Consider the following 22,419-nt stretch of genomic DNA (forward strand, 5'->3'; position numbering starts at 1 on the left):
CACAGGGAAGGCGCCTGCCTCTGGCTGAGTAACCAATTGTTTCATCTGGTAGGCTCGGCAGATTACGCCTTCCGTTCCAAGCACAAAAGGTACAGTTGATGACGAACCCGCGCCGCGCCGTATTCCTCGATCACCCGTCTCTGGATCTCGGCGATCTTGACCTCAGCCCCTTGCGCACCTGCTTCAGCGACCTGCAACTGTTCGCCCAGACCGCACCGGAACAAGTCGCCGAACGCCTGCACGGTGCCTGCGTGGCGATCACCAACAAGATCCGCATCGACGCCGCCGCGATGGCCGCGAATCCAGATCTGCAACTGATCCTGATCACCGCCACCGGCACCAACAACGTCGATCTGGACGCGGCCCGCGCCCACGGCATTACCGTGTGCAACTGTCAGGGTTACGGCACGCCGTCGGTGGCGCAGCACACGATCATGTTGCTGCTCAACCTCGCCACCCGCCTGGCCGATTATCAAAAAGCCGTCGGCGATGGTCGCTGGCAGCAAGCCAGACAGTTCTGCCTGCTGGACTACCCGATCGTCGAACTGGAGGGCAAAACCCTCGGTCTGCTCGGTCATGGCGAACTCGGCGGCGCGGTCGCAAGGCTGGCCGAAGCCTTTGGCATGCGTGTGTTGCTCGGGCAGATTCCCGGCCGCCCGGCACGCCCGGATCGTCTGCCCCTGGACGAACTGCTGCCGCAGATCGACGCCCTGACGTTGCACTGCCCGCTTAATGAACACACCCGACACGTCATCGGCGCCCGCGAGCTGGCGGCGATGAAACCCGGTGCCTTTGTGGTCAACACCGCTCGCGGTGGTTTGATCGACGAGCAAGCCTTGGCCGATGCCCTGCGCAACGGTCACCTCGGCGGTGCGGCGACCGATGTGCTCAGTGTCGAACCGCCGGTCAACGGCAACCCGCTGCTGGCGGGCGATATTCCACGGCTGATCGTCACTCCGCACAACGCCTGGGGCAGTCGCGAAGCACGGCAGCGTATCGTTGGCCAATTGACCGAAAACGCCCAGGCGTTCTTCAGCGGTACAGCGCTGCGGGTCGTCAGTTGATAAACTGCGGCACTTTTTTTCCAAGGAGCAGTTATGGATCCGCGCAGTGAAGTACTGCTTCGTCAGGCCGAGTTATTCCAGGGTTCGCTGTTGCTGGCCGGTTTGCCCGCCGACGATTTGCTCGGGCGTTTGCCGAATGCGTTCGGCTGGTGCTGGCACGCCGGCGATCAGGCGGCACTCGATGCACGTTTCGAAGGTCGCAGCCATTTCGGCGTAAACGTGCCGGAGCGCGCGTTCGACAGCGCCGTGGTGTTTTTGCCCAAGTCCAAGGACCTGACCGATTACATCCTCAACGCGGTGGCCGCACGTCTGCCCGGGCGCGAGGTGTTTCTGGTGGGGGAAAAACGCAGCGGTATCGAGGGCGCATCCAAGCAGCTCAACCCGTTTGGCAAACCGCGCAAACTCGACAGCGCGCGCCATTGCCAACTGTGGCAAGTGACCGTGGCCAACGCGCCGGAAGCCAAATCGCTGGAAAGCCTGGCGCAGACGTACGAGCTGCCACTGGCCGAAGGCCCGCTGAAAGTCATCAGCCTGCCCGGTGTATTCAGTCATGGCCGGCTGGATCGTGGCAGCGCCCTGCTGCTGGAACACCTGGACAAACTGCCGAGCGGTCATCTGCTGGATTTCGGTTGTGGCGCCGGGGTTTTGGGCGCGGCGGTCAAACGGCGTTATCCGCACAATCAGGTGACCCTGCTCGACGTCGATGCCTTCGCCGCCGCCAGCAGTCGTCTGACTTTGGCGGCAAACGGTCTGGAAGCCGAAGTGCTGACCGGTGACGGCATCGACGCTGCCCCCATGGGTTTGAACGCGATTCTGAGCAACCCGCCGTTCCATGTCGGGGTGCATACGGATTATTTCGCTACTGAGAATTTGCTGCGAAAAGCAGCCAAACATCTGAAAAACGGCGGCGAACTGCGCTTGGTTGCGAACAGCTTCCTGAAATATCAGCCATTGATCGAAGAGCACCTGGGCGTGTGCGCGATCAAGGCCGAAGGCAATGGTTTCCGGATTTACCGTGCCAAGCGCGGCTGAAAATTAGCACTTGCCGAATGGATTCTGCCTAGGCAGAATCCGCTCCGTCCTAGGGGAGTAGTCTCCCACGAGCGCCAAGCTCGTCCGGCATACGTCAACATACTTGATCCTCAGATCATGGCGTATGCGACCCCAGCGTCCGCACCAGACGGATCGCAGGGTTTGACAAGACCTATGACACGCACACCTTACCCGGGGCGGGAAGGCTGTACGTGTCATAGCCGTGTCGACCCGCCCCTTAGGAAAATCCTGATGCTGGACTCGTTACTCGTTCCCACCGCAATCGTTGCCTTGGCCGAAATCGGCGACAAGACGCAACTGCTCGCGCTGATTCTCGCCGCTCGCTTTCGCAAACCCTGGCCGATCATTGCCGGTATCGTCGCCGCGACCCTGGCCAACCACGCAGCAGCCGGTGCGGTAGGCGCCTGGTTCGGCAGCTTCTTCTCCGACTCGGTGTTGCACTGGATTCTTGCCGCGAGTTTCGCCGCCACTGCACTGTGGACGCTGGTCCCGGACAAGATGGATGACGATGAAGCCAGCACCGCGCGCAAGTTCGGGCCCTTCCTGACCACGCTGATCGCGTTTTTCCTCGCGGAAATCGGTGACAAGACGCAGATCGCCACTGTGATGCTGGCGGCGCAATACCCTGAGCTGTGGCTGGTGATTATCGGCACCACGGCAGGCATGCTGATTGCCAACGTGCCGGTGGTATTGGCGGGTAACTTTGCTGCGGAGAAATTGCCACTGACGTTGATCCGTCGCCTGGCGGCTTCGGCGTTCTTCATTCTGGCGATTGTTGCGGTGTACAAGGCGATGCAGAGCAGCGGCTGGGTTTAACCCTATCCACTGAACCCCACAAAATCTGTGGTGAGGGGATTTATCCCCGATGGGCTGCGAAGCGCCCCAAAGCTGACCACCTCGGTGTACCTGGTACACCGCAGTCATAGGTTTTGGGGCTGCTTCGCAGCCCATCGGGGATGAATCCCCTCACTACAGCAGCAGGTTCGACTTGCCCGGAATGCCTATCAGGATTTAGGGGCTTTCTCGTACAACGGCATTACCTTCGGAATCGCCGCCTGCAACGAAGCGATCCGGCTGGACGAGGCCGGGTGAGTGCTCATGAATTCCGGCGGCGCGCCTTCCGAGGCCTTGCTCATCTTGTTCCACAAGGTGATCGCGGCATTCGGGTTGTAGCCGGCGCGGGCGGCCAGTTCGAGGCCGATCAGGTCGGCTTCGTTTTCATTGGCGCGGCTGTTGGGCAAGGTCATGCCGTAGTTGGCCACAGTGTCGGCCAGCGCCAGGCTGTCCTGGCCCAGACCGAACAGTGCACCGGCACCCTGCTTGGCCATCTCGATCCCATAAGCCTTGGACATCGCTTCACGACCGTGCTCGCGCAGGGCGTGGGCGATTTCGTGGCCCATGACTGCGGCGATTTCATCGTCGGTCAGCTTCAGGCTGTCGATCAGCCCGGTGTAGAAAATGATCTTGCCGCCGGGGCCGCAGTTGGCGTTGAGCTCATCGCTCTTGATCAGGTTGACTTCCCATTGCCACTGCGCGGCATCCGGGCGGAAATTCGGCGCCTGAGCGATCAGCCGGTTGGCAATTGCCTGAACCCGCTTGGCCTCCGGGCTGGTCTTGTCCAGCACGCCTTTGCTCGACGCCTCGCCGACGGTCTTCTGATAGGACTGGGCATACATCTGGTCGACCTCTTGCGAGGACAGCATGCTGAACATGTACTGCTTGCGCTCCACGCCCACGGCTCCGCCGCTGGTGGTGTTGACCGACTGACAACCGGCCAGCAACAACGCTGCGCTCAGTGCACTTACAACCAATGTCTTGTTCATTCAAAAGCTCCCTGAAAACCTGCCGCGTATCCTAGGGGGTGAATTGTATCGGCGCCAGATACAACAGACGTGTTGCAGCGTCTTTCGGAAGTTTCCCACCGCTATTGTCGTAAAAAATTCACAGCAACCGGCAAGTCTGCTGCCGCTGCGTCGCGCACCGATCCATTTGCGACATCCTCCGCCCTTTGTTCCGCTTAACACTCATGGCGCCATGCCTGCTGCCGATACAACAGCGCAGACGTCCTCTCGCGTGCGGAGCTCCCATGAAGTTCAAGTCGATCCAGTTTTCCGTCGCCGCCCTGGCCGGCGCCATCGTCCTCAGCGTGGTCGCTGCGCTGGTGCTGTACGCGCTGTTTTCCGGCGCCCGCACTCAAGACATGGTGCAACAGCGCACCCAGGCGCAATTCGAACAAGTCATCGAACAGCGCCTGACCTCGCTGGCGCAGACCCAGGTCAGCCAGATCCAGCGCGAACTCGAAGCGCCGCTGCTGATCGCCGGCGGACTGGTGCGGGTCAACACGTTGCTCGGCACACCGGGCGCCGACGGCCAGCCGCGACTGAACATCAGCCGCGAGCAATTGATCAGCCTGATCAAGGAAAACGTCGAGCAGAACCCGAAAATTCTCGGCACCTACATCGGCTGGGAAAAGAACGCACTGGACCACAATGACGCGGCCTACCTCGGCAGCGCCGTGACCGGTATCGATCCCGCCAATGGACGTTTCCTGCCGTGGTGGTTCCGCAATACCGACGGCAGTCTGGGCGTGGACAAACTGGCCGATGTCGACGATCAGAAAACCCTGTCCACCGGGGTGCGCGCCAGTGAGTATTACCTCTGCTCCAAGGAAACCAAAAAACCCTGCGTGATCGATCCGGCACCGTACAAAGTCGGCGACAAAGTCGTCATGCTCGCCTCGTTCATTGAACCGATCATGCTCAACGGCGCGTTCCAGGGCATCGTCGGCGCCGACCTGTCGGTGAACTTCATTCAGGACATGCTTCTCGCCGCCAACCAGAAGCTGTACAGCGGCGCCGGGCAAATGGCCCTGATCGGCGGCAACGGGCGGATCGTCGCCTACACCCAGGACCCGAGCAAATTCGGTGAAAAGGTCAGCGACATTCTCGACGCCGAACAGATTGCCAACATGGCCAATCTCAAACGCGGCGAAGTCACCTACTCCGTCAACAAGGACAAGGGCCGCATCGAGTTGTACCTGCCATTCGGCATCGGCCAGACCGACGCGCGCTGGACCCTGATGCTGCAGCTGCCGCTTAACGCGGTAATGGCCGATCTGCAGAAACTTCAGGCCGACCTCGAGGCCCAGCGCAAATCCGATACCTTCGGCATGGCCATGGTCGGTCTGATCATCGCCGGCATCGGCCTGCTGGTGATCTGGCTGGTGGGCCACGGCATCGCCCGCCCCCTGAAGCAGATGGTCGCTATGCTCGACGACATTGCCAAAGGTGAAGGCGATCTGACCCGTCGCTTGAGCAGTGATCGAAGCGATGAACTCGGCTCGATTGCCAAAGGCTTCAACACCTTCCTCGCCAAATTGCAGGCGATGATCACGCAGGTGGTGACGTCGGTGCAGAGCGTCAGCGATTCCTCCGAACACACGGCCGACATCGCCATTCGCACCAACATCGGCATTCAGAAACAAATGGCCGAGATCGATCAGGTCGCCACGGCCGTGCAGGAAATGACCGCCACTGCGCAGGACGTGGCGCGCAACGCCACCCAGGCGGCGCAAGCCGCCAGCCATGCGGATCAGGCCGCAGGCCAAGGCATGCAGATCGTCCGTGATACCTCGAATTCGATTGGTGCGCTGGCGCTGGAAATCGGCAAGGCCGTGGGCGTGGTGCAGACCCTGGCCAAGGACAGTGAAAACATCAACGCGATCCTGACTGCCATTCGCGGGATCGCCGAGCAGACCAACCTGCTGGCGCTGAACGCCGCGATCGAAGCGGCGCGTGCCGGCGAACAGGGGCGGGGCTTTGCCGTGGTGGCGGACGAGGTGCGCAATCTGGCGCAGAAGACCCAGAAGGCCACAGAAGAAATCCAGAGCATGATCCAGCAACTGCAACAGGGCACCCGCGACGTGGTGCGGGTCATGGAGGACAGCCAGAACCGCACCGACGAAAGTGTGCAGCACGCGGCGAAAGCGGCTGAAGCGCTGGAGACGATTACTCAGGCGGTGTCGGTGATCAATGACATGAACACGCAGATCGCCAGTGCCGCTGAAGAGCAAAGCGCCGTGGCGGATGACATCAACCGCAACGTGATCAATATCGGTCAGGTAGCGAATGAGGTGGCGGGCGGTGCGGATGAGTCGAGTTCGGCGAGTGCCGGCCTGACCAAACTGGCGGAGCAGCAGCGGCGGTTGATCAATCAGTTCAAGGTTTAACAGCAAGATCAAAAGATCGCAGCCTGCGGCAGCTCCTACACCAATCCTGTAGGAGCTGCCGCAGGCTGCGATCTTTTCGCTTTTCACCTCAACCCGGGGTCAGACACTCCGGCCCATTGAGCTTCGGATCATTCACCAGATTCGCCAGCACCCGCTCGCGCAATGCCGCCGGCTCACTGGCGAGCAAGCCCTGCAGCACATGCAACGGCGTCGCAGGATCGAGCCAGGCCGCCTGCCCCGCCTCATCGAGAATCAACGGTCGGCGCTGACTGGCCGCCGGCTGGGTGATGACCGCGGTGCTCAGCCACACCTGCTCCTGCACCGGGTACGCCTCCCAGATCGCAGCGAAAAACAACGACGAACCCTCTCCGGGCGTCAGCCAGTACGGGCGCTTGCGCAGATTGCCGCGCCATTCGTAGAAACCGTTGGCCGGCAGCAGACAACGACGCAGGCGCAGCGCTTCACGGAACATCGGCTGTTCGGCGACGGTTTCCGCCCGGGCATGCGCCGGGGTTTTCGACAGATCGGTCAGCCACGGCGGCGTCAATCCCCAACGGGCGCGGGCCAGCGTGCGTTGGCCGTCGGCCTCGGCACGCAGCATCAACACCGAATCATTGGGAGAAATATTCCACTGCGCCTGCTGATCGGCGGGAAATCCGGGCAGGGCCGCGAAGTCGCGGTTCCAGCGAAACAGGGCATAACGTCCACACATGGGGCAACACGACTCAGCAATAAAACGAACGTCAGCCTAACAGACCAGCGTCCCGGGGAAGCTCTCCGGTTCATCGCCGGGCAGCGGCAGCGCGGCATTGTACGCGGTGATCAGCTCGCGGGCGTATTCGGCCTGATCGTTATCGACCGACAACCCCAGCAGGCCAAAAATCGGCAACTCCCCCGTGCCGCCGAGCAGATCCCGGCCCACCAGATGCGCCTCGATGCCTTCGCTGGCGAGCATGCCCTTGAGCATCTCGCCTTCCATCAGGTTTTCCGGCTCGTAGATTCGCTGCATGGGCGCCCCTCATTCGTTTTCACTGAACACTTCCAGAAACCAGTCCTCGCCGTGAACCTGCAAGACAAACGTGATCGGTCGACAACACACCTCACAGTCCTCGATGTAGGTCTGATCGCCTGCGGACAGGTCCACCGTCGTTTCGACCTCTTCACCACAATACGGACATTCATACAGTGCGCTTTCCAGCATCGCGGTCTCCCAGGTGACTTGTGCGTATAATCGCCGGTCTATTTGCAGGGCTATTTTTGTCTGGCTACTTTTTCAGACCGTGCCCCGTTGGTTTTCGATCAAAACCTTTACTTACCCTAGCCGTTTCCAACAAGAGAGCATGATGGGCGAATTCGATGCCATCCGACCTTACGACGACAGCGAAGTACCTGTGGTACTGGCAAGACTGCTCGGCGACAAGGCGTTTCTAGATATCCTCACCCACTTCCGCTTCCCGCGTTTTGCCGGTGCCTTCGGCTGGATGCTCAAACCACTTATAGCCCATCGGCTGCGTCGTGAGTTCGCCAGCGTGACCTCGGTGGCGACGTTGCAGGACAAGATCGAGTCCTACGTCGACCACACCATCGAGCGCGCCACCGACGGCGTGACCTACACGGGTGTCGAGCAATTCAAGTCCGGCAGCGCTTATCTGTTTATCGCCAACCACCGCGACATCGTGATGGACCCGGCCTTCGTCAACTATGCGGTGTACCACGCCGGCCTGCCGACGCCGCGCATCGCAATCGGCGACAATCTGCTGCAAAAGCCCTTTGTCAGCGATCTGATGCGCCTGAACAAGAGCTTCATCGTGCACCGTTCGATCACCGGGCGCCGCGAGAAGATGGCGGCGTATCAATTGCTGTCGGCGTACATCAACCACTCGATCCGCAACGATTGCGCCTCGATCTGGATCGCGCAGGCCGAAGGCCGGGCCAAGGACGGCGACGACCGTACCGAGTCGGCGATCCTCAAGATGTTCCACATGAGCCGCAAGGACGAGCCGTTCGGCGAAGTGATCCAGTCGCTGAACCTGACCCCGGTGTCGATCAGTTACGAATACGACCCGTGCGACCAGGCCAAGGCCCGCGAGCTGTACATCCGCGCCACCACCGGCACCTACGCCAAGGCACCGGGCGAGGATGACGTGAGCATTGCCAAGGGCATTACGGGCTACAAGGGTCGAGTGCACGTGAACTTCGCCGCGCCCATCACCGAGCTGTTCGAAGACACCAAGCAATTGGCGGTCGAGATGGACAAGCAGATCCTCGGTGGTTATCGCCTGTTCCCGGTGCATTACCTGGCATATGCGCAGTGGGCCGACGCCGATCCGCAACTGAACGTGCCGAAGGCTGCCGAGCTGTTCCCCGCCGATGAACTGGCCAAGGCGCAGGAAGAATGGCAGAGCCGTCTGGATGCCTGCCCTGAGGAGCACCGTCCGTATCTGGTGCTGCAATATGCGACGCCGGTGCGTAATCAGTACCGCGTAAAAGCCGGGTTGCCGTTATAAAAACTGTTGGCAAATCACACTGTGGCGAGGGGATTTATCCCCGATGGGTCGCGAAGCGACCCCAGGATTCTGCCTGAATAATTATGGACCTGCTGCGCAGGCCATCGGGGATAAATCCCCTCGCCACAAGGTTTTGCATTCACTTCAGAAGCGCGTGCTGATCCAGGAGACGATCAGGGCCAGGCCGAGGCAGGCAAAACCGAAGCGGTAGAAAAAGCGGTTCATGCGCAAGGTCGCCCAATCCAGAATCGGTTCGGCGTTCGGTTGGGCCTGGCGCTGAGCGGCGATGCTGGCCATGGCGCGTTGTTCACGACGGCGGGTCGCATGCAGCAGCCAACTGCCCGGGAAAGCCAGAGCCAGCGCCAGCAGGTTGATCAATTTGGCGGGATGGGCGGTAAACAGCGTCATCAAGTGCAGCGACATCACAGACCTCGGATCTGAATCAGTGTGGCAGGCGCCCGATCGACGACCGCGGCGCGGATTCTACCGAAACACTCCGCCACCGCCCTACCCTTTGCGACAAATAACCTGACAATCGACCGATGGCTGTCTTGTGTCACGGCATCGTCATTTACATCGGCCACCATGCGCGCCTCGAAACACACATGGAACGCGACATGCTGCACGCCGAAAACCAGGATCGCCTGTACCTCATCACCCCGTCCGACGAACAACAAAGCCTCGTCGGCAGCCTTGCCTTCAATGTTCAGGATCGCCACTGGCTGGTGTATTGCGCCCTCGGCGGGCATCAACATGCGGATTTGCCGGAGACTGATCTGCTGACGGGCGTGAGCGTGCTCGACTTCTACTCCCAGGCCGCCTGACCCACGTCGTCCTCTGCAGGAGCTGCCGCAGGCTGCGATCTTTTGATGTTGTTTTAAAAATCAAAGTCAAAAGATCGCAGCCTGCGGCAGCTCCTACAGGGGATTAGCGTCGTCCTGCAGGCATGAAAAAGCCCGGCGCCATTACTGGTCCGGGCTTTTTCACATCAGCCGAACAGTTTACTCGGCGAGGATCTGACCCACGGTCGGGTCCTTGAACAGGCGAGTCAAGGCGTCGCTCAACACGTCGCTGACCAGCTTGGTGTTGGTTTCCTGGTTCGGCGCCATGCCGAAACGCTGGTCCAGCGAAGCGCCGTAGCGGCCGCTGTAACGACGGTTGCCGCTCTGCACGTCGGAACGGAAGGTCGCGCCGATGGTGGCCTCGGTCACGTACATGCCTTCTTTCGGCGACTGGTACTTGAGCTCGGTCAGGGTCACGGTCAGCTGCGGCGCATTCATCGCGTTGCTGGTCGGGGTGAAGCCGAGCAGCCGCACGGCGGCTTCAGCCTGGGCCTGCAACTTCGGCAGGATCTGCTCGCGTTGTACAGTGATGGCGCTGGTTTCCGGGTACAGGCCGCCACGGGTGCCGAGGGTTGGCGACGGACGACCGTCAACCACGCGCACCACCACTTGCTGGCCATGGCCGACCGGGGCCAACTGCGTGGTCAGCTTCGGTTCCGGGCTCAGTTGTTGCGGGCTGTGGGCGCAGCCAACCAGGGTCAAACTGGTCACAGTGATCAAACCGAACAACAGGCGTTGCAACATGCTCTTTTCTCCAGAATCAGGCACAAACAGGCCGGCAGTATAGCGGTGGGCCACTGCGGGTAACCAGCACTCGACAGTGAATACTCAAATGTCTGACCCAGCCGAGAGAATGCGGTTCCTGTCACAGATTATTCACCGCCCATACACCTTGGCGTCACGGCCGCCTGGCAAGCTTCAAACCAGTCCCCAACAAGGTACTTGCCATGCGTTATCTGATCTCGTTGTTCGCGCCACGTCCGCTGCACCGCAGCTTCGCCCTGCTGGATCGCAACGGTCACTGCCAGGCCTTCAAACAGTGCAGCCTCAAGCCAATGGGCGACGGCTGGGTGGAAATCGAAGAAATCCGCCTCAACTGGTTGCACCAGCCGCTGCCCGCCAGCGCCCGGGTCATAGAGCAACAACCTCGCGCACGTGCCCAGGCGATGTTGAGCATCTGACCGGATGCCTAATAAAAGTCATTAAACTCGACCAACTGCCCGCATTTCTTCGATACAATCTCCCCCCGATTATAAGGACGTCTCCTGATCGGGCCCCGCAACACCGGCAATGCCCTGCATTCGCCATCAAAATCGCCCACAGAGAGCCGCCCACACAGATCGAGTGAAGTTGGCGCGCTTGCCTGTTCTTCCGGCAAAACCCCGCTTTTCGCGAATCTGCAGAGCTGTCATACGCTCGGCCACCGCGTTGTTTTGCCTTTGCGGGCACGGTGCCAGGCCTGGACAGCCCTTTTTTGAGGTTCACGTCTTCAAAAGAGCGTGAAAAAAACGGGTTTTCACAACTTCACAAGAGTGTGGCGAGCAAATGAATAGTTTTGCGTCTGAACATGCACCATTAGCGTCTGTAACAGCCCAACGACACAGGACCGGGGATACCTCGAACATCGGAGCCTGAAGCCTGTCCGCTACGGATTTGGTTGCACAAAACGGATGTCTCGACCATAAGTCGAATTGCCAGCCGCGTGCTGAAATGAGTTCATGCAACTCTTGAAGCCAGGCCGCATGCATCCGTCGAAGTTGCGAAAAATTGCGAAGATTCGGACATGACGAACCTGACCATGGGTTATCCGGGGCTTAACTGACCTGCCCCGCCACGCCCTGGCAGCCATGCCGACAATTTGGTGCTGCAGATTTTGGAGACGCGTTAAATGGCGCATAACGAAGCAGTCGACGTAGTTCTGGTTGGGGCCGGCATCATGAGTGCCACCCTGGCAGTACTGCTCAAAGAACTCGACCCGACGATCAAGCTGGAAGTCGTCGAGTTGATGGATTCCGGGGCCGCGGAGAGTTCCAACCCGTGGAACAACGCCGGTACCGGCCACGCCGGCCTGTGCGAGCTGAACTACACGCCGCAGGCCGCCGACGGCAGCGTCGACATCAAGAAAGCCGTGCACATCAATACCCAGTTCGAAGTGTCCAAGCAGTTCTGGTCGTACCTGACCAAAAAAGGCACCTTCGGCTCGTGCAAGTCCTTCATCAGCCCTGTGCCGCACCTGAGCTTCGTCCAGGGCGACAAAGGCGTGTCGTTCCTCAAGGAACGCTTCAACGTGCTGCACAAGCACCACGCCTTCGCCGACATGGAATACACCGAAGACAAGGCCAAGATGGCCGAGTGGATGCCGCTGATGATGCCGGGCCGTTCGCCGGACGAAGTCCTGGCTGCGACCCGCGTGATGAACGGCACCGACGTCAACTTCGGCGCCCTGACCAATCAGTTGCTCAAGCACCTGACCAGCGCACCGGACACCCAGGTCAAATACTGCAAGCGCGTGACCGGCCTCAAGCGTAACGGCGCCGGCTGGACCGTCAGCATCAAGGACGTCAACAGCGGCAACAGCCGTGAAGTCGATGCCAAATTCGTCTTCCTCGGCGCCGGTGGTGCGGCCCTGCCGCTGCTGCAGGCTTCGGGCATCGAGGAAAGCAAAGGCTTCGGCGGCTTCCCGATCAGTGGCCAGTGGCTGCGTTGCGATAACCCGGAAGTGGTCAAGCACCACCAGGCCAAGGTTTACAGCCAGGCCGCGGTGGGTTCGCCACCCATGTCGGTGCCGCACCTGGATACCCGCGTGGTCGACGGCAAGAAATCCCTGCTGTTCGGACCATACGCCGGTTTCACCACCAAGTTCCTCAAGCACGGTTCCTTCATGGACCTGCCGCTGTCGGTTCGCGCCGGCAACATCGGGCCGATGCTGGCGGTGGCGAAGAACAACATGGACCTGACCAAATATCTGGTCAGCGAAGTGATGCAATCGATGGAGCAGCGTCTGGACTCCCTGCGCCGCTTCTACCCGGAAGCGAAAGCCGAAGACTGGCGCCTGGAAGTGGCCGGCCAACGGGTGCAGATCATCAAGAAAGACCCGAAAAAGGGCGGCATCCTGCAATTCGGTACCGAACTGGTCGCAGCCAAGGACGGCTCCCTCGCCGCCCTGCTCGGCGCTTCGCCAGGCGCTTCGGTGACCGTTTCGATCATGCTGGAACTGATCGAGAAATGCTTCCCGGCCAAGGCCAAGGGTGAGTGGGCGGCCAAACTGGCGGAGATCTTCCCGGCCCGTGAAAAGGTTCTGGAAACCGATGCTGCGCTGTATCGCAAGATCAACACGCAGAACAACATCGCCCTGGAACTGGTTGAAGAAAGCAGCGAGACCCCAAGCTTCGCTTGATCTTGCGGCATGAAAAACGCCCCGTACTCAGTGAGTGCGGGGCGTTTTTTATGGCCCTGAAAAGCAAAAGATCGCAGCCTGCGGCAGCTCCTACAGGGTAAACACAAATCCAGTGTAGGAGCTGCCGCAGGCTGCGATCTTTTGATCTTGTCTTTTGATCTTAACCGCGCGCCTTGTCGATCAGCTCAATGTACTCGGCCGCGTTACGCTGATCCTTGATCAGATCAACAAACGTCTGGCCCTGCTCATCCTTGCCATCCACGTCGTAACCGGCAGCCACGAAGAACGTCAGGAAGCGCTCGAAATCGTCGATGCGCAAACCACGATAAGCCTTGATCAGTTTGTGCAGCGACGGCGAAGTGGCGTCGACCGGTTCAAAATCGAGGAACAGCTTGATCTGCTCATCGCCGATCTCGTCACCAATCACCTGTTTCTTATCTTTACGCATTGCCGACTCCAGCTCGCAGACATTACACGGGGCGGGCAGTTTACCCCTGCCCAGCCTCAAGGCTCAACGCGCACGAACGGCTCCGGTGTGCAGATCGGCCCAGATGTGGCCGTTGGCGTAACTGAGGAACTGTACATACACGGTGTCGTTGCGCAGCAGGTCGATCACCACCCGGTACTGGGCCAGCGGGTAGAACAGGGTCAGGGTTTTGCGCGTGTCGTCATAAACCGGTTTTTTCAGGCTTTTGCTTTCGCCGTCGAAATTGACCAGCACCTGGGTGATGGTTGCGCCCTTGTTCAGCGACTTGCCCTTGAGGCGGATCATCAACGGTGAGGTCACCGGAATCGGCTGCTGATTGGACTGGCGTTGCGCACCGACCACCACAGAATAATCGGTGACCTGCAGCAGTTGTTGCTGCTCGGGTTCGGCATCACGCAGGGTCAAGTCGTCCGGCGGTAGAAACTGACTGTGCATCGGCGCCGGGGCGGCGGCCAGGGGCAGGCTGAGGGTCAGCAACAGGGCGGCAAAGCTGCGGATCAGAAGGCTCATGACAGGCTCCGGGGGCGAGGCCGAGCACTCTAGCATGGGATTAAAAGCAAAAGATCGCAGCCTTCGGCAGCTCCTACAGGGTGTACATCAATCTCCTGTAGGAGCTGCCGAAGGCTGCGATCTTTTGATCTTGCTTACATGCCTTTAACGGCAAAGATCCCGTTGGCGTTACGCCAGTAGCCTTTGTAGTCCATGCCGTAACCGAAGATGTAGCGGTCAACGCACGGCAGGCCGACGAAGTCCGCCTTCAGGTCAGGACGTGCCTTGCGGTCGTGGTCCTTGTCGATCAGCACGGCGGTGTGCACTTTGCGCGCGCCGGCGTGTTTGCAGAAGTCGATGATCGCGCCCAGGGTGTGACCTTCGTCGAGAATGTCGTCGATGATCAGCACGTCGCGGTCGATGAATGAGACTTCCGGCTTGGCTTTCCAGAACAGGTCGCCGCCGCTGGTTTCGTTACGATAACGGGTGGCGTGCAGGTAGGAGGCTTCCAGCGGGAACTGCAGATGAGTCAGCAGTTTGCCGGAGAAAATCAGGCCGCCGTTCATCACGCAGAACACCACCGGGTTGCTGTCGGCCAGTTGTTCGTTGATGTGTGCACCGACGCGGGCGATGGCGGCCTCGACTTCAGCTTCGGTGTACAGGCAGTCAGCCTCTCGCATGATTTGACGGATATGCTCGAGATCAGCGGACATGGCGCTCTCCAGGGGTGGCGGAATTGGAAAAGCGGGCAAAGGTACGCATCCCGCGAGGTCGAATCAAGCGTTAATGGACTAACGTACTCAATGTCCTATAGGACATCACCCTCGGATAGATTAATCTAGGCCGGTTTTTTTGCCCGCCGCCGGAGTTTTTCCATGCCCATCCTCGAGATCCGCCATCCGCTGATCCGCCATAAACTCGGCCTGATGCGCCGCGCTGACATCAGCACCAAGAATTTCCGTGAGCTTGCTCAGGAAGTCGGCGCCCTGTTGACCTATGAAGCTACAAAAGACCTGCCCCTGGAAACCTACGATATTCCAGGTTGGTGCGGCACCGTGTCGGTGGAGAAAATCGCCGGCAAGAAGATCACCGTCGTGCCGATCCTGCGCGCCGGCATCGGCATGCTCGAAGGCGTGCTGAGTCTGATCCCGGGCGCCAAGGTTTCCGCAGTGGGCGTCGCCCGCAACGAAGAAACCCTGCAAGCGCACACCTACCTGGAAAAACTGGTTCCGGAAATCGACGAACGGTTGGCGATGATCATCGACCCGATGCTCGCCACCGGCAGCTCCATGGTCGCAACCATCGACCTGCTGAAGAAAGCCGGCTGCAAGGACATCCGCGCGATGGTGCTGGTCGCCGCGCCCGAAGGCATTGCTGCCGTAGAAAAGGCTCACCCGGACGTGACCATCTATACCGCGTCCATCGATGAGCGCTTGAACGAGCACGGTTACATCATCCCTGGGCTTGGCGACGCCGGTGACAAGATCTTCGGCACCAAGCAGAAGGACGCGTAAACATGCAGCAAGAGTTCAACGATCCGCTCTGGCGCACGGTGCTGTCCGGTGCCCAGATGCTGTTCGTGGCTTTCGGCGCCCTGGTGCTGATGCCGCTGATCACGGGTCTTGACCCGAACGTGGCACTGTTTACCGCGGGTTTAGGGACGATCCTGTTCCAGATCGTCACCGGGCGTCAGGTGCCGGTGTTCCTCGCGTCGAGCTTTGCCTTCATCACTCCGATCATTCTCGCCAAGGGCCAGTTCGGCCTCGCCGCGACCATGGGCGGCGTGATGGCGGCCGGTTTCGTCTATACCTTCCTCGGCCTTGCCGTGAAGATCAAAGGCACTGGCTTCATTGACCGTCTGCTGCCACCGGTGGTGATCGGTCCGGTGATCATCTCCATCGGCCTGGCGATGGCGCCGATTGCCGCGAACATGGCAATGGGCAAGGCGGGTGATGGTTCCGAGCTGATCCATTACCAGACCGCGATGATGATCTCGATGCCGGCGCTGCTGACCACGTTGATCGTGGCGGTGTTCGGCAAAGGCATTTTCCGCCTGGTGCCGATCATTTCCGGGGTGCTGGTCGGTTTTGCCATGTCGTTCTATTTCGGCGTGGTCGATACCGCGAAGATTGCTGCCGCGCCATGGTTCGCCCTGCCGCACTTCACCGCCCCCGAGTTCAACTGGCAGGCGATCCTGTTCATCGTTCCGGTGGCGCTGGCGCCGGCCATCGAGCACATCGGCGGCGTCATTGCCGTGGGCAGCGTGACCGGTCGTGACTATCTGAAAAAGCCGGGCCTGCATCGCACCTTGCTGGGTGACGGCATCGCTACCACGGCCGCCGGCCTGTTTGGCGGCCCACCGAACACCACCTATGCCGAAGTGACCGGCGCGGTGATGCTGACCAAGAACTACAACCCGAAAATCATGACCTGGGCGGCGATCTTCGCCATCACCCTGGCGTTCATCGGCAAGTTCGGCGCGCTGCTGCAAAGCATTCCGGTGCCGGTGATGGGCGGGATTCTGTGCCTGCTGTTCGGCTCGATTGCTGCAGTGGGGATGAACACCCTGATCCGCCACAAGATCGATCTGGGCGAAGCGCGCAATCTGGTGATCGTCTCGGTGACTCTGGTGTTCGGCATCGGCGGTGTGCTGGTCGGCACTGGCACCGGCCCTGATGACTTCGGCCTCAAAGGCATCGCGTTGTGCGCGGTGGTGGCCATTGCGCTGAACCTGATCCTGCCGGGCAATGACAGCTGGAAGCACAAGAAGGCGGATGAGCCGCTGATCTAAAATCTGGCTCATGACCTGTGGCGAGGGAGCTTGCTCCCGCTTGACTGCGAAGCAGTCATAAACTCGGCGGATGCGGTTTCCTGTGAACCGCGTTCGCAGGGTTTGGGGCTGCTTCGCAACCCAGCGGGAGCAAACTACCTCGCCACAACAGCTACAGCGCCAACGGCGCTCGTTCACACAGGGTTGCCAACGCCTTCGCCCATTGCGGGTCGTCATTCAGGCACGGCACCAGCACCAACTCCTCGCCCCCCGCCTCGCGGAACTGTTCCTGGCCGCGATCCCCAATCTCTTCCAGCGTCTCGATGCAATCGGCGACAAACGCCGGGCACATCACCAGCATCTTTTTCACGCCGCTTTTCGCCAGCTCGTCCAGCCGCGCTTCGGTGTAGGGTTCGATCCACTTCGCCCGCCCCAGACGCGACTGAAACGACACCGACCATTTGCCATCGACAATGCCCGCACGCCTGGCGAACTCGGAGGCAGTGCGCAGGCACTGAGCGCGGTAACAGGTGGCCAGCACGGCCGGCGAGGCATTCTTGCAGCAGTCTTCGTTTTTTAAGCAGTGATAGCCCGTTGGATCGAGCTTGGTCAGGTGCCGCTCCGGCAGGCCATGAAAACTCAGCAGCAAGTGATCGTAATCCTGCTGCAAGTGCGGTTGGGCGCTGGCGACCAGTGCATCGAGGTATTCCGGCTGATCGTAAAACGGTTGCAGCACCGACAGTTTCACGTCGAGCTTGTTCTCGCGAATCACCCGCTTGGCTTCTTCGATTACCGTAGTGGTGGTGCTGTCGGCGAACTGTGGATAAAGCGGCGCCAGGGTAATGCGCTTGTGCCCGGCGGCGACCAGTTGCAGCAATTTCGTTTCAATCGACGGCTCGCCGTAACGCATGGCCAGTTCCACCGGGCCATGGGTCCACTGGGTGGTCACCTGCTGTTGCAGACGACGGCTCAGCACCACCAGCGGCGAACCCTCCTCCCACCAGATCGACGCGTAGGCATGGGCCGATTGTTCGGGGCGCTTGATCAGGATCAGCGACACCAACAGCCGCCGCACCGGCCACGGCAGGTCGATCACGTACGGGTCCATCAGAAATTGATTGAGGTAGCTGCGTACATCAGCCACCGAAGTCGAGGCCGGGGAGCCCAGGTTGACCAGAAGCAAGGCGTGATCGGTCATGCATCGTCCTATTTCAAAGGCGGCCGGAGAGATCATCCAGAGCCGCACGCAAATCCGTGAACTGGAAAGTGAAACCCGCTTCCAGCAAGCGTGCCGGCATGGCGCGTTGGCCACCCAGCAACAGCAAAGACATTTCGCCAAGCCCGACCTTCAGCGCCAGGGCCGGCATCGGCATGAACGCCGGACGATGCAGCACGCTGCCCAGCGTCTTGGCAAACTCGCGATTGCGCACCGGTTTCGGCGCGCAGGCATTATAAGGACCGCTCGCCTGATCGCGGTGCAGAAGAAAATCAATCAGGGCGATTTGATCATCAATATGAATCCATGGCATCCACTGCCGACCATTGCCCAAAGGCCCGCCCAGCCCAAGCTTGAACGGCAGCAACAGCCGCGACAAAAAGCCGCCCTCGGCTGATAGCACCAGCCCGGTTCGTACCAGCACCACGCGCACGCCCAACGCTTCGGCACGCTGCGCGGTTTCCTCCCAGGCAATGCACAACTGGCTGGCAAAATCGTCGATCACCGGCGGTGAATCCTCGGTCAGCTCGCGCTCACCGCCGTCACCGTACCAACCGACTGCAGAACCGGAAATCAACAACGCCGGTTTCTGTTGTCGCGCTTCCAGCCACGCCAGCAGGGTTTCGGTCAGGGTGATGCGGCTGCTCCACAACAACGCTTTGCGCCGATGAGTCCATGGCCGATCCGCGATCGGTGCTCCAGCCAGATTGACGATTGCGTCCAGTGGCTCGTTGCCGAAGTCTTCGAGACGGGCAATACCACGCACCTGCGCACCGCAGATCTGCGCGACTTTCTCCGGACGCCGACTCCACACCGTCAGTTGATGGCCTTGCCTGGACCAATACTGACAGAGCTGACGTCCGATCAAACCAGTACCGCCGGTCAGCAATATGCGCATGACATCTTCCTCGCGTGGCGTTTTACCCGGATCACTAGTCTATTTTTATAAGCAGGGATCTTTTCTATCGGGCAGGCTCTATTGTTTAACCATAGGCCAAGCTGTCAGAACGAGAACGCTAGAAGTTATACCAAAAAACAAAATTGTACAGGTTTCATTGACGGCGTAGTCTGTACAGAAAGGTAAACGAGGCCCCTATGACTGTACCTATCGCAATCATCGGCACCGGCATCGCCGGACTCTCCGCCGCGCAAGCGCTGACAGAGGCCGGACACACCGTCCAGCTCTTCGACAAAAGCCGCGGCAGCGGCGGGCGCATGTCGAGCAAACGCAGCGACGCCGGCTCTCTGGACATGGGCGCGCAATATTTCACCGCCCGCGACCGACGCTTCGTCACCGAGGTGCAGCGATGGCAAAGCCAGGGCTGGGTCGCCGAATGGCAACCGCAGCTCTACACCTGTCAGGGCGGGCAATTGAATCTGTCGCCGGACGAGCAGACCCGTTGGGTCGGCACGCCGCGCATGAGCGCCATCACCCGCGGCTTGCTCAATGGCCTGGAAGTGCACTTCGCCTGCCGCATCACCGAGGTGTTTCGCGGCGAAGAACATTGGCATTTGCAGGACGCCGAAGGCTTCACCCATGGTCCCTTCAGCCATGTGGTGATCGCCACTCCGGCGCCACAAGCCACTGCATTGCTGGCCGCTGCACCGAAACTCGCCGGCGCGGCCGCCGGGGTGAAAATGGACCCGACCTGGGCCGTTGCCCTCGCCTTCGATACGCCATTGGACACACCGATCGAAGGTTGCTTTGTGCAGGACAGTCCGCTCGACTGGCTGGCACGCAACCGCAGCAAACCGGGACGTGACACGACGTGCGACACCTGGGTGCTGCACGCCAGCAGCGCCTGGAGCCGGCAACACATCGACCTGCCCAAGGAAGCGGTGATCGAGCAACTGCACGGTGCCTTCGCCGAACTGCTGCACAGCGCCATGCCCGCGCCGACCTTCAGCCTCGCCCACCGCTGGCTCTATGCGCGCCCTGCGACCGGCCACGAATGGGGCACGCTGGCCGACGCCGATCTGGGCCTGTATGCCTGCGGCGACTGGTGTCTGTCGGGGCGCGTCGAGGGGGCCTGGCTCAGCGGCCAGGAAGCTGCACGCCGTTTGCATGAACACTTGCAATGAACCGCATCAATCCGCAAAAGCTGCTGCTCTCGAAGTGGACAGCAGCCCACCCGCAAAACCGTGAAAAGCATTTTCTGGTCACCGAGCTGTTCCGTGATGAGGAAGGTACGGTGCTGGAGATCGAGTTGCAGGCAGTCCTGACGCAGCGCAGCGAAAGGCTTGATTGGCAGCGCCTGAAAATTTCGACTGAATGGCTCCAGGGCTGGAAGTAACCACTCCCCGTGATCCGACGCCTTCGCGAGCAAGCTCGCTCCCACAGTTGAGAGCGTTAAACCTGGAAAAACTTATACAAATGAGTTGACTTGTACACGCATGAATCTATGCTGAGGAAAAGTTGTACAGAAATAAATACCTGTACAGGAATAGATTCGAGGTGTGCATGTCCGATCTTTCTGCTTTGCGGCCCAAAATCGCCATCAGCGCCTGCCTGATGGGCGCCGAAGTGCGCTACAACGGCGGGCACAAGGAATCGCGGCTGTGCAGCCGCACACTCGCCGAGCATTTCGAATTCGTCCCGGTTTGTCCTGAAGTCGCGATTGGCCTGGGCATTCCTCGCGAGCCGATCCGGCTGGTCGGGGATCCGGACGCTCCTGAAGCGGTCGGCACCGTCAATCCGCAGATCAATGTCACCGAACCGCTGGCAGCCTACGGGCAGAAAATGGCCGGCGAGCTCAATGACATCTGCGGCTACATCTTCATGCAACAGTCGCCTTCATGCGGTCTGGAGCGGGTCAAGGTCTATCACGCCAACGGCGCGCCGGTGAATGGCGGCGGCCGTGGCATCTATGCCCAGGCGTTCTGCGCACAGCACCCGGATCTGCCGGTGGAAGAAGCCGGACGTCTGAACGATCCGGTGTTGCGGGAGAACTTTATCACCCGCGTACTCGCCTACAGCGCCTGGCAACAAGTGCTCAAACAAGGCTTGAGCCGCCGCGCACTGACCGAATTCCACTCGCGCTACAAATACCTGTTGATGGCGCACAACCCTGAGCAATACAAAGCCTTGGGCAAATTGCTGGGCAACATGGCCCAGACCGATCCGGTCGAACTCGGCCCGCGCTATTTCAGCGAGCTGATGAGCGCGTTGAAGAAATGCGCCACCCGCCGCACCCACAGTAACGTCCTGCAGCACATCAGCGGCTATCTGAAACAGGCGATCAGCCCTGAAGACAAACAGGAAATGCAACATGTCATCGGCCAGTACCGTCACGGCATCGTGCCGCTGGTGGTGCCGCTGACCTTGCTCAAACATCATTTTCGCCAACACCCGGATCCGTACATCGCGCAACAGGTGTACCTGCAGCCGCATCCGGAAAACCTCAGCCTGCGAAACGCCATTTGATGAACGACACACTCGACAGCAGCGCCCGGGAAGACCTCGGTGCGGACTTCAAGAAAGCCCTCGACGAGGGCTGGCTGCCCATCCGCGAAGTGGCGCGGCAGACCGGCGTCAACGCCATTACCCTGCGCGCCTGGGAGCGCCGTTACGGGTTGATCGTGCCGCAGCGCACGCCCAAGGGCCATCGTCTGTACTCCAGCGAACATGTGCAACGGATCCTGACCATTCTGACCTGGCTCAACCGAGGCGTGGCGGTCAGTCAGGTCAAACCGTTGCTCGACGCGCCGCAAGCCTTCACCGAGACGGTGGAGAATGACTGGCAACGACAGCGTCAGTCCTTGCTCGGCGCCGTCATCCAGCTCAATGAGCGCAATCTCGACGACAGCATCAACCAGGCCATGGCCCTGTACCCGCCACGCACGCTGTGCGAGCAATTACTCCTGCCGCTGCTGGCGGAACTCGAACAGCGCTGGCAAGGACAGTTCGGTGCGCAGATGGAGCGTGTGTTCTTTTATTCGTGGTTGCGCAGCAAATTCGGCGCGCGCATCTACCATAACAATCGGCAATTGCACGCTGCACCGCTGCTGCTGATCAATCACTCGGACCTGGCGCTGGAACCACACCTGTGGCTCTGCGCGTGGCTGATCAGCAGTGCCGACTGTCCGGTACAAGTGTTCGACTGGCCTCTTCCGGCCGGAGAACTGGCGCTGGCGGTCGATCATCTGCAAGCGCGAGGAGTGCTGCTGTATTCCAGCAAGGCAATGAACCTGGCGCAGCTGCCGAAACTGCTGAACGGCATCAGCGCGGCAAAAATGCTCGTCGGACCAACGGTATGCATCCACCAGACCGAGTTGTCCGTAAGACCCCTTGAGATCGCTGATTTGATCCTGGCCGAAGATTCGCTCTCGGCCCATCAGGTACTCGTTCAGCGTGGGCTGATTTAAT

The 22,419-nt window shown here is 60.2% G+C and carries 25 protein-coding genes, 1 pseudogene and 1 riboswitch; of the genes and pseudogenes, 15 read left to right on the forward strand and 11 right to left on the reverse strand.

What is annotated here, in order from left to right; translation table 11 throughout:
- The first annotated feature begins 98 nt into the window (after nt 1-98).
- From AC193Q_RS15210 to AC193Q_RS15220, 3 genes are all read left to right on the forward strand, one after another.
- Nucleotides 99-1,064 carry a 2-hydroxyacid dehydrogenase gene (locus AC193Q_RS15210; RefSeq protein ID WP_047296459.1) on the forward strand — a complete coding sequence of 322 codons (966 nt, stop codon included), beginning with the start codon at nt 99-101 and terminating at the stop codon, nt 1,062-1,064.
- A 33-nt stretch (nt 1,065-1,097) separates the two neighbouring features.
- A complete protein-coding gene (locus AC193Q_RS15215; RefSeq protein ID WP_047296460.1) occupies nt 1,098-2,096 on the forward strand; it encodes a methyltransferase in 999 nt (332 codons plus the stop codon).
- Between the two features lie 39 nt (nt 2,097-2,135).
- Nucleotides 2,136-2,260, forward strand: a riboswitch (yybP-ykoY riboswitch).
- A gap of 88 nt (nt 2,261-2,348) precedes the next feature.
- Nucleotides 2,349-2,933, forward strand: a complete 585-nt coding sequence (locus AC193Q_RS15220) for a TMEM165/GDT1 family protein (protein WP_047296462.1) — start codon at nt 2,349-2,351, stop codon at nt 2,931-2,933.
- A 188-nt stretch (nt 2,934-3,121) separates the two neighbouring features.
- Here the strand turns inward: AC193Q_RS15220 and AC193Q_RS15225 are convergent, their stop codons facing one another.
- Nucleotides 3,122-3,940: a M48 family metallopeptidase gene (locus AC193Q_RS15225; protein ID WP_025109318.1), complete on the reverse strand. Its 819-nt coding sequence runs from the start codon at nt 3,938-3,940 to the stop codon at nt 3,122-3,124.
- A gap of 1,442 nt (nt 3,941-5,382) precedes the next feature.
- Here AC193Q_RS15225 and AC193Q_RS15230 point away from each other — a divergent pair.
- Both AC193Q_RS15230 and AC193Q_RS15235 read left to right on the forward strand, forming a co-directional pair.
- Nucleotides 5,383-5,442: pseudogene (locus tag AC193Q_RS15230) on the forward strand (hypothetical protein); the annotation flags it as partial.
- Nucleotides 5,443-5,640: 198 nt separating this feature from the next.
- Nucleotides 5,641-6,345, forward strand: coding sequence for a methyl-accepting chemotaxis protein (locus AC193Q_RS15235; protein WP_483879636.1), 705 nt, complete (start codon nt 5,641-5,643; stop codon nt 6,343-6,345).
- Between the two features lie 88 nt (nt 6,346-6,433).
- On the opposite strand, the gene AC193Q_RS15240 is transcribed toward AC193Q_RS15235, so the two are convergent.
- Genes AC193Q_RS15240 through AC193Q_RS15250 form a run of 3 tightly spaced genes read right to left on the reverse strand, consistent with a single transcriptional unit; the run spans nt 6,434 to nt 7,546 of the window.
- Nucleotides 6,434-7,057: an SOS response-associated peptidase gene (locus AC193Q_RS15240; RefSeq protein ID WP_047599203.1), complete on the reverse strand. Its 624-nt coding sequence runs from the start codon at nt 7,055-7,057 to the stop codon at nt 6,434-6,436.
- A gap of 36 nt (nt 7,058-7,093) precedes the next feature.
- The gene (locus tag AC193Q_RS15245) at nt 7,094-7,354 is read right to left on the reverse strand and encodes a putative signal transducing protein (RefSeq protein ID WP_025109321.1); all 261 of its coding nucleotides are present in this window, start codon (nt 7,352-7,354) and stop codon (nt 7,094-7,096) included.
- Nucleotides 7,355-7,363: 9 nt separating this feature from the next.
- Nucleotides 7,364-7,546: a CPXCG motif-containing cysteine-rich protein gene (locus AC193Q_RS15250; RefSeq protein WP_047296468.1), complete on the reverse strand. Its 183-nt coding sequence runs from the start codon at nt 7,544-7,546 to the stop codon at nt 7,364-7,366.
- Between the two features lie 142 nt (nt 7,547-7,688).
- On the opposite strand from AC193Q_RS15250, the gene AC193Q_RS15255 reads away from it, so the two are divergent.
- Nucleotides 7,689-8,852 (forward strand): 1-acyl-sn-glycerol-3-phosphate acyltransferase, encoded by a 1,164-nt coding sequence (locus tag AC193Q_RS15255; RefSeq protein WP_179294961.1) that lies wholly within the window; start codon nt 7,689-7,691, stop codon nt 8,850-8,852.
- 144 nt (nt 8,853-8,996) lie between these two features.
- Here the strand turns inward: AC193Q_RS15255 and AC193Q_RS15260 are convergent, their stop codons facing one another.
- The gene (locus AC193Q_RS15260; RefSeq protein WP_007967709.1) at nt 8,997-9,275 is read right to left on the reverse strand and encodes a hypothetical protein; all 279 of its coding nucleotides are present in this window, start codon (nt 9,273-9,275) and stop codon (nt 8,997-8,999) included.
- Between the two features lie 194 nt (nt 9,276-9,469).
- Between AC193Q_RS15260 and AC193Q_RS15265 the strand changes: the two genes are divergently transcribed.
- Nucleotides 9,470-9,676 (forward strand): hypothetical protein, encoded by a 207-nt coding sequence (locus tag AC193Q_RS15265; protein ID WP_047296561.1) that lies wholly within the window; start codon nt 9,470-9,472, stop codon nt 9,674-9,676.
- Between the two features lie 177 nt (nt 9,677-9,853).
- On the opposite strand, the gene AC193Q_RS15270 is transcribed toward AC193Q_RS15265, so the two are convergent.
- A complete protein-coding gene (locus AC193Q_RS15270; RefSeq protein WP_025109324.1) occupies nt 9,854-10,438 on the reverse strand; it encodes a YajG family lipoprotein in 585 nt (194 codons plus the stop codon).
- Between the two features lie 203 nt (nt 10,439-10,641).
- Here AC193Q_RS15270 and AC193Q_RS15275 point away from each other — a divergent pair, with 203 nt between their 5' ends.
- Both AC193Q_RS15275 and mqo read left to right on the forward strand, forming a co-directional pair.
- Nucleotides 10,642-10,875, forward strand: coding sequence for a hypothetical protein (locus AC193Q_RS15275; RefSeq protein ID WP_041072422.1), 234 nt, complete (start codon nt 10,642-10,644; stop codon nt 10,873-10,875).
- A gap of 707 nt (nt 10,876-11,582) precedes the next feature.
- Nucleotides 11,583-13,091: a malate dehydrogenase (quinone) gene (mqo, locus tag AC193Q_RS15280; RefSeq protein ID WP_041072424.1), complete on the forward strand. Its 1,509-nt coding sequence runs from the start codon at nt 11,583-11,585 to the stop codon at nt 13,089-13,091.
- A 160-nt stretch (nt 13,092-13,251) separates the two neighbouring features.
- On the opposite strand, the gene AC193Q_RS15285 is transcribed toward mqo, so the two are convergent.
- The 3 genes from AC193Q_RS15285 to AC193Q_RS15295 form a co-directional block, all read right to left on the reverse strand.
- Nucleotides 13,252-13,539, reverse strand: a complete 288-nt coding sequence (locus AC193Q_RS15285; RefSeq protein ID WP_041072426.1) for a PA4642 family protein — start codon at nt 13,537-13,539, stop codon at nt 13,252-13,254.
- A 63-nt stretch (nt 13,540-13,602) separates the two neighbouring features.
- Nucleotides 13,603-14,088, reverse strand: coding sequence for a hypothetical protein (locus AC193Q_RS15290; RefSeq protein WP_047296473.1), 486 nt, complete (start codon nt 14,086-14,088; stop codon nt 13,603-13,605).
- A 134-nt stretch (nt 14,089-14,222) separates the two neighbouring features.
- The gene (locus AC193Q_RS15295; RefSeq protein ID WP_041072430.1) at nt 14,223-14,780 is read right to left on the reverse strand and encodes a hypoxanthine-guanine phosphoribosyltransferase; all 558 of its coding nucleotides are present in this window, start codon (nt 14,778-14,780) and stop codon (nt 14,223-14,225) included.
- A gap of 162 nt (nt 14,781-14,942) precedes the next feature.
- On the opposite strand from AC193Q_RS15295, the gene upp reads away from it, so the two are divergent.
- On the forward strand, nt 14,943-15,581 hold the full coding sequence (gene upp / locus AC193Q_RS15300; RefSeq protein ID WP_041072432.1) for a uracil phosphoribosyltransferase: 639 nt from the start codon (nt 14,943-14,945) through the stop codon (nt 15,579-15,581).
- 2 nt (nt 15,582-15,583) lie between these two features.
- Nucleotides 15,584-16,858 carry a uracil-xanthine permease family protein gene (locus AC193Q_RS15305; RefSeq protein ID WP_007951684.1) on the forward strand — a complete coding sequence of 425 codons (1,275 nt, stop codon included), beginning with the start codon at nt 15,584-15,586 and terminating at the stop codon, nt 16,856-16,858.
- A 151-nt stretch (nt 16,859-17,009) separates the two neighbouring features.
- On the opposite strand, the gene hemH is transcribed toward AC193Q_RS15305, so the two are convergent.
- The gene (hemH, locus tag AC193Q_RS15310) at nt 17,010-18,035 is read right to left on the reverse strand and encodes a ferrochelatase (RefSeq protein ID WP_483878573.1); all 1,026 of its coding nucleotides are present in this window, start codon (nt 18,033-18,035) and stop codon (nt 17,010-17,012) included.
- Nucleotides 18,036-18,048: 13 nt separating this feature from the next.
- Entirely contained in the window at nt 18,049-18,951 is a 903-nt protein-coding gene (locus AC193Q_RS15315) for a TIGR01777 family oxidoreductase (protein WP_121187157.1), read from the reverse strand.
- 197 nt (nt 18,952-19,148) lie between these two features.
- Between AC193Q_RS15315 and AC193Q_RS15320 the strand changes: the two genes are divergently transcribed.
- The 4 genes from AC193Q_RS15320 (at nt 19,149) to AC193Q_RS15335 (ending at nt 22,418) form a co-directional block, all read left to right on the forward strand.
- Nucleotides 19,149-20,135, forward strand: a complete 987-nt coding sequence (locus tag AC193Q_RS15320; RefSeq protein WP_047296478.1) for an NAD(P)/FAD-dependent oxidoreductase — start codon at nt 19,149-19,151, stop codon at nt 20,133-20,135.
- A complete protein-coding gene (locus AC193Q_RS15325) occupies nt 20,132-20,347 on the forward strand; it encodes a TIGR02450 family Trp-rich protein (RefSeq protein WP_047296480.1) in 216 nt (71 codons plus the stop codon). The genes AC193Q_RS15320 and AC193Q_RS15325 overlap by 4 nt, the downstream gene beginning before the upstream one ends.
- A gap of 167 nt (nt 20,348-20,514) precedes the next feature.
- Nucleotides 20,515-21,477 (forward strand): YbgA family protein, encoded by a 963-nt coding sequence (locus tag AC193Q_RS15330; RefSeq protein ID WP_041072444.1) that lies wholly within the window; start codon nt 20,515-20,517, stop codon nt 21,475-21,477.
- A complete protein-coding gene (locus tag AC193Q_RS15335) occupies nt 21,477-22,418 on the forward strand; it encodes a MerR family transcriptional regulator (RefSeq protein ID WP_047296481.1) in 942 nt (313 codons plus the stop codon). Before AC193Q_RS15330 ends, AC193Q_RS15335 begins: the two co-directional genes overlap by 1 nt.
- Nucleotide 22,419 lies beyond the last annotated feature (1 nt).

Source organism: Pseudomonas sp. F2 (assembly GCF_057174385.1).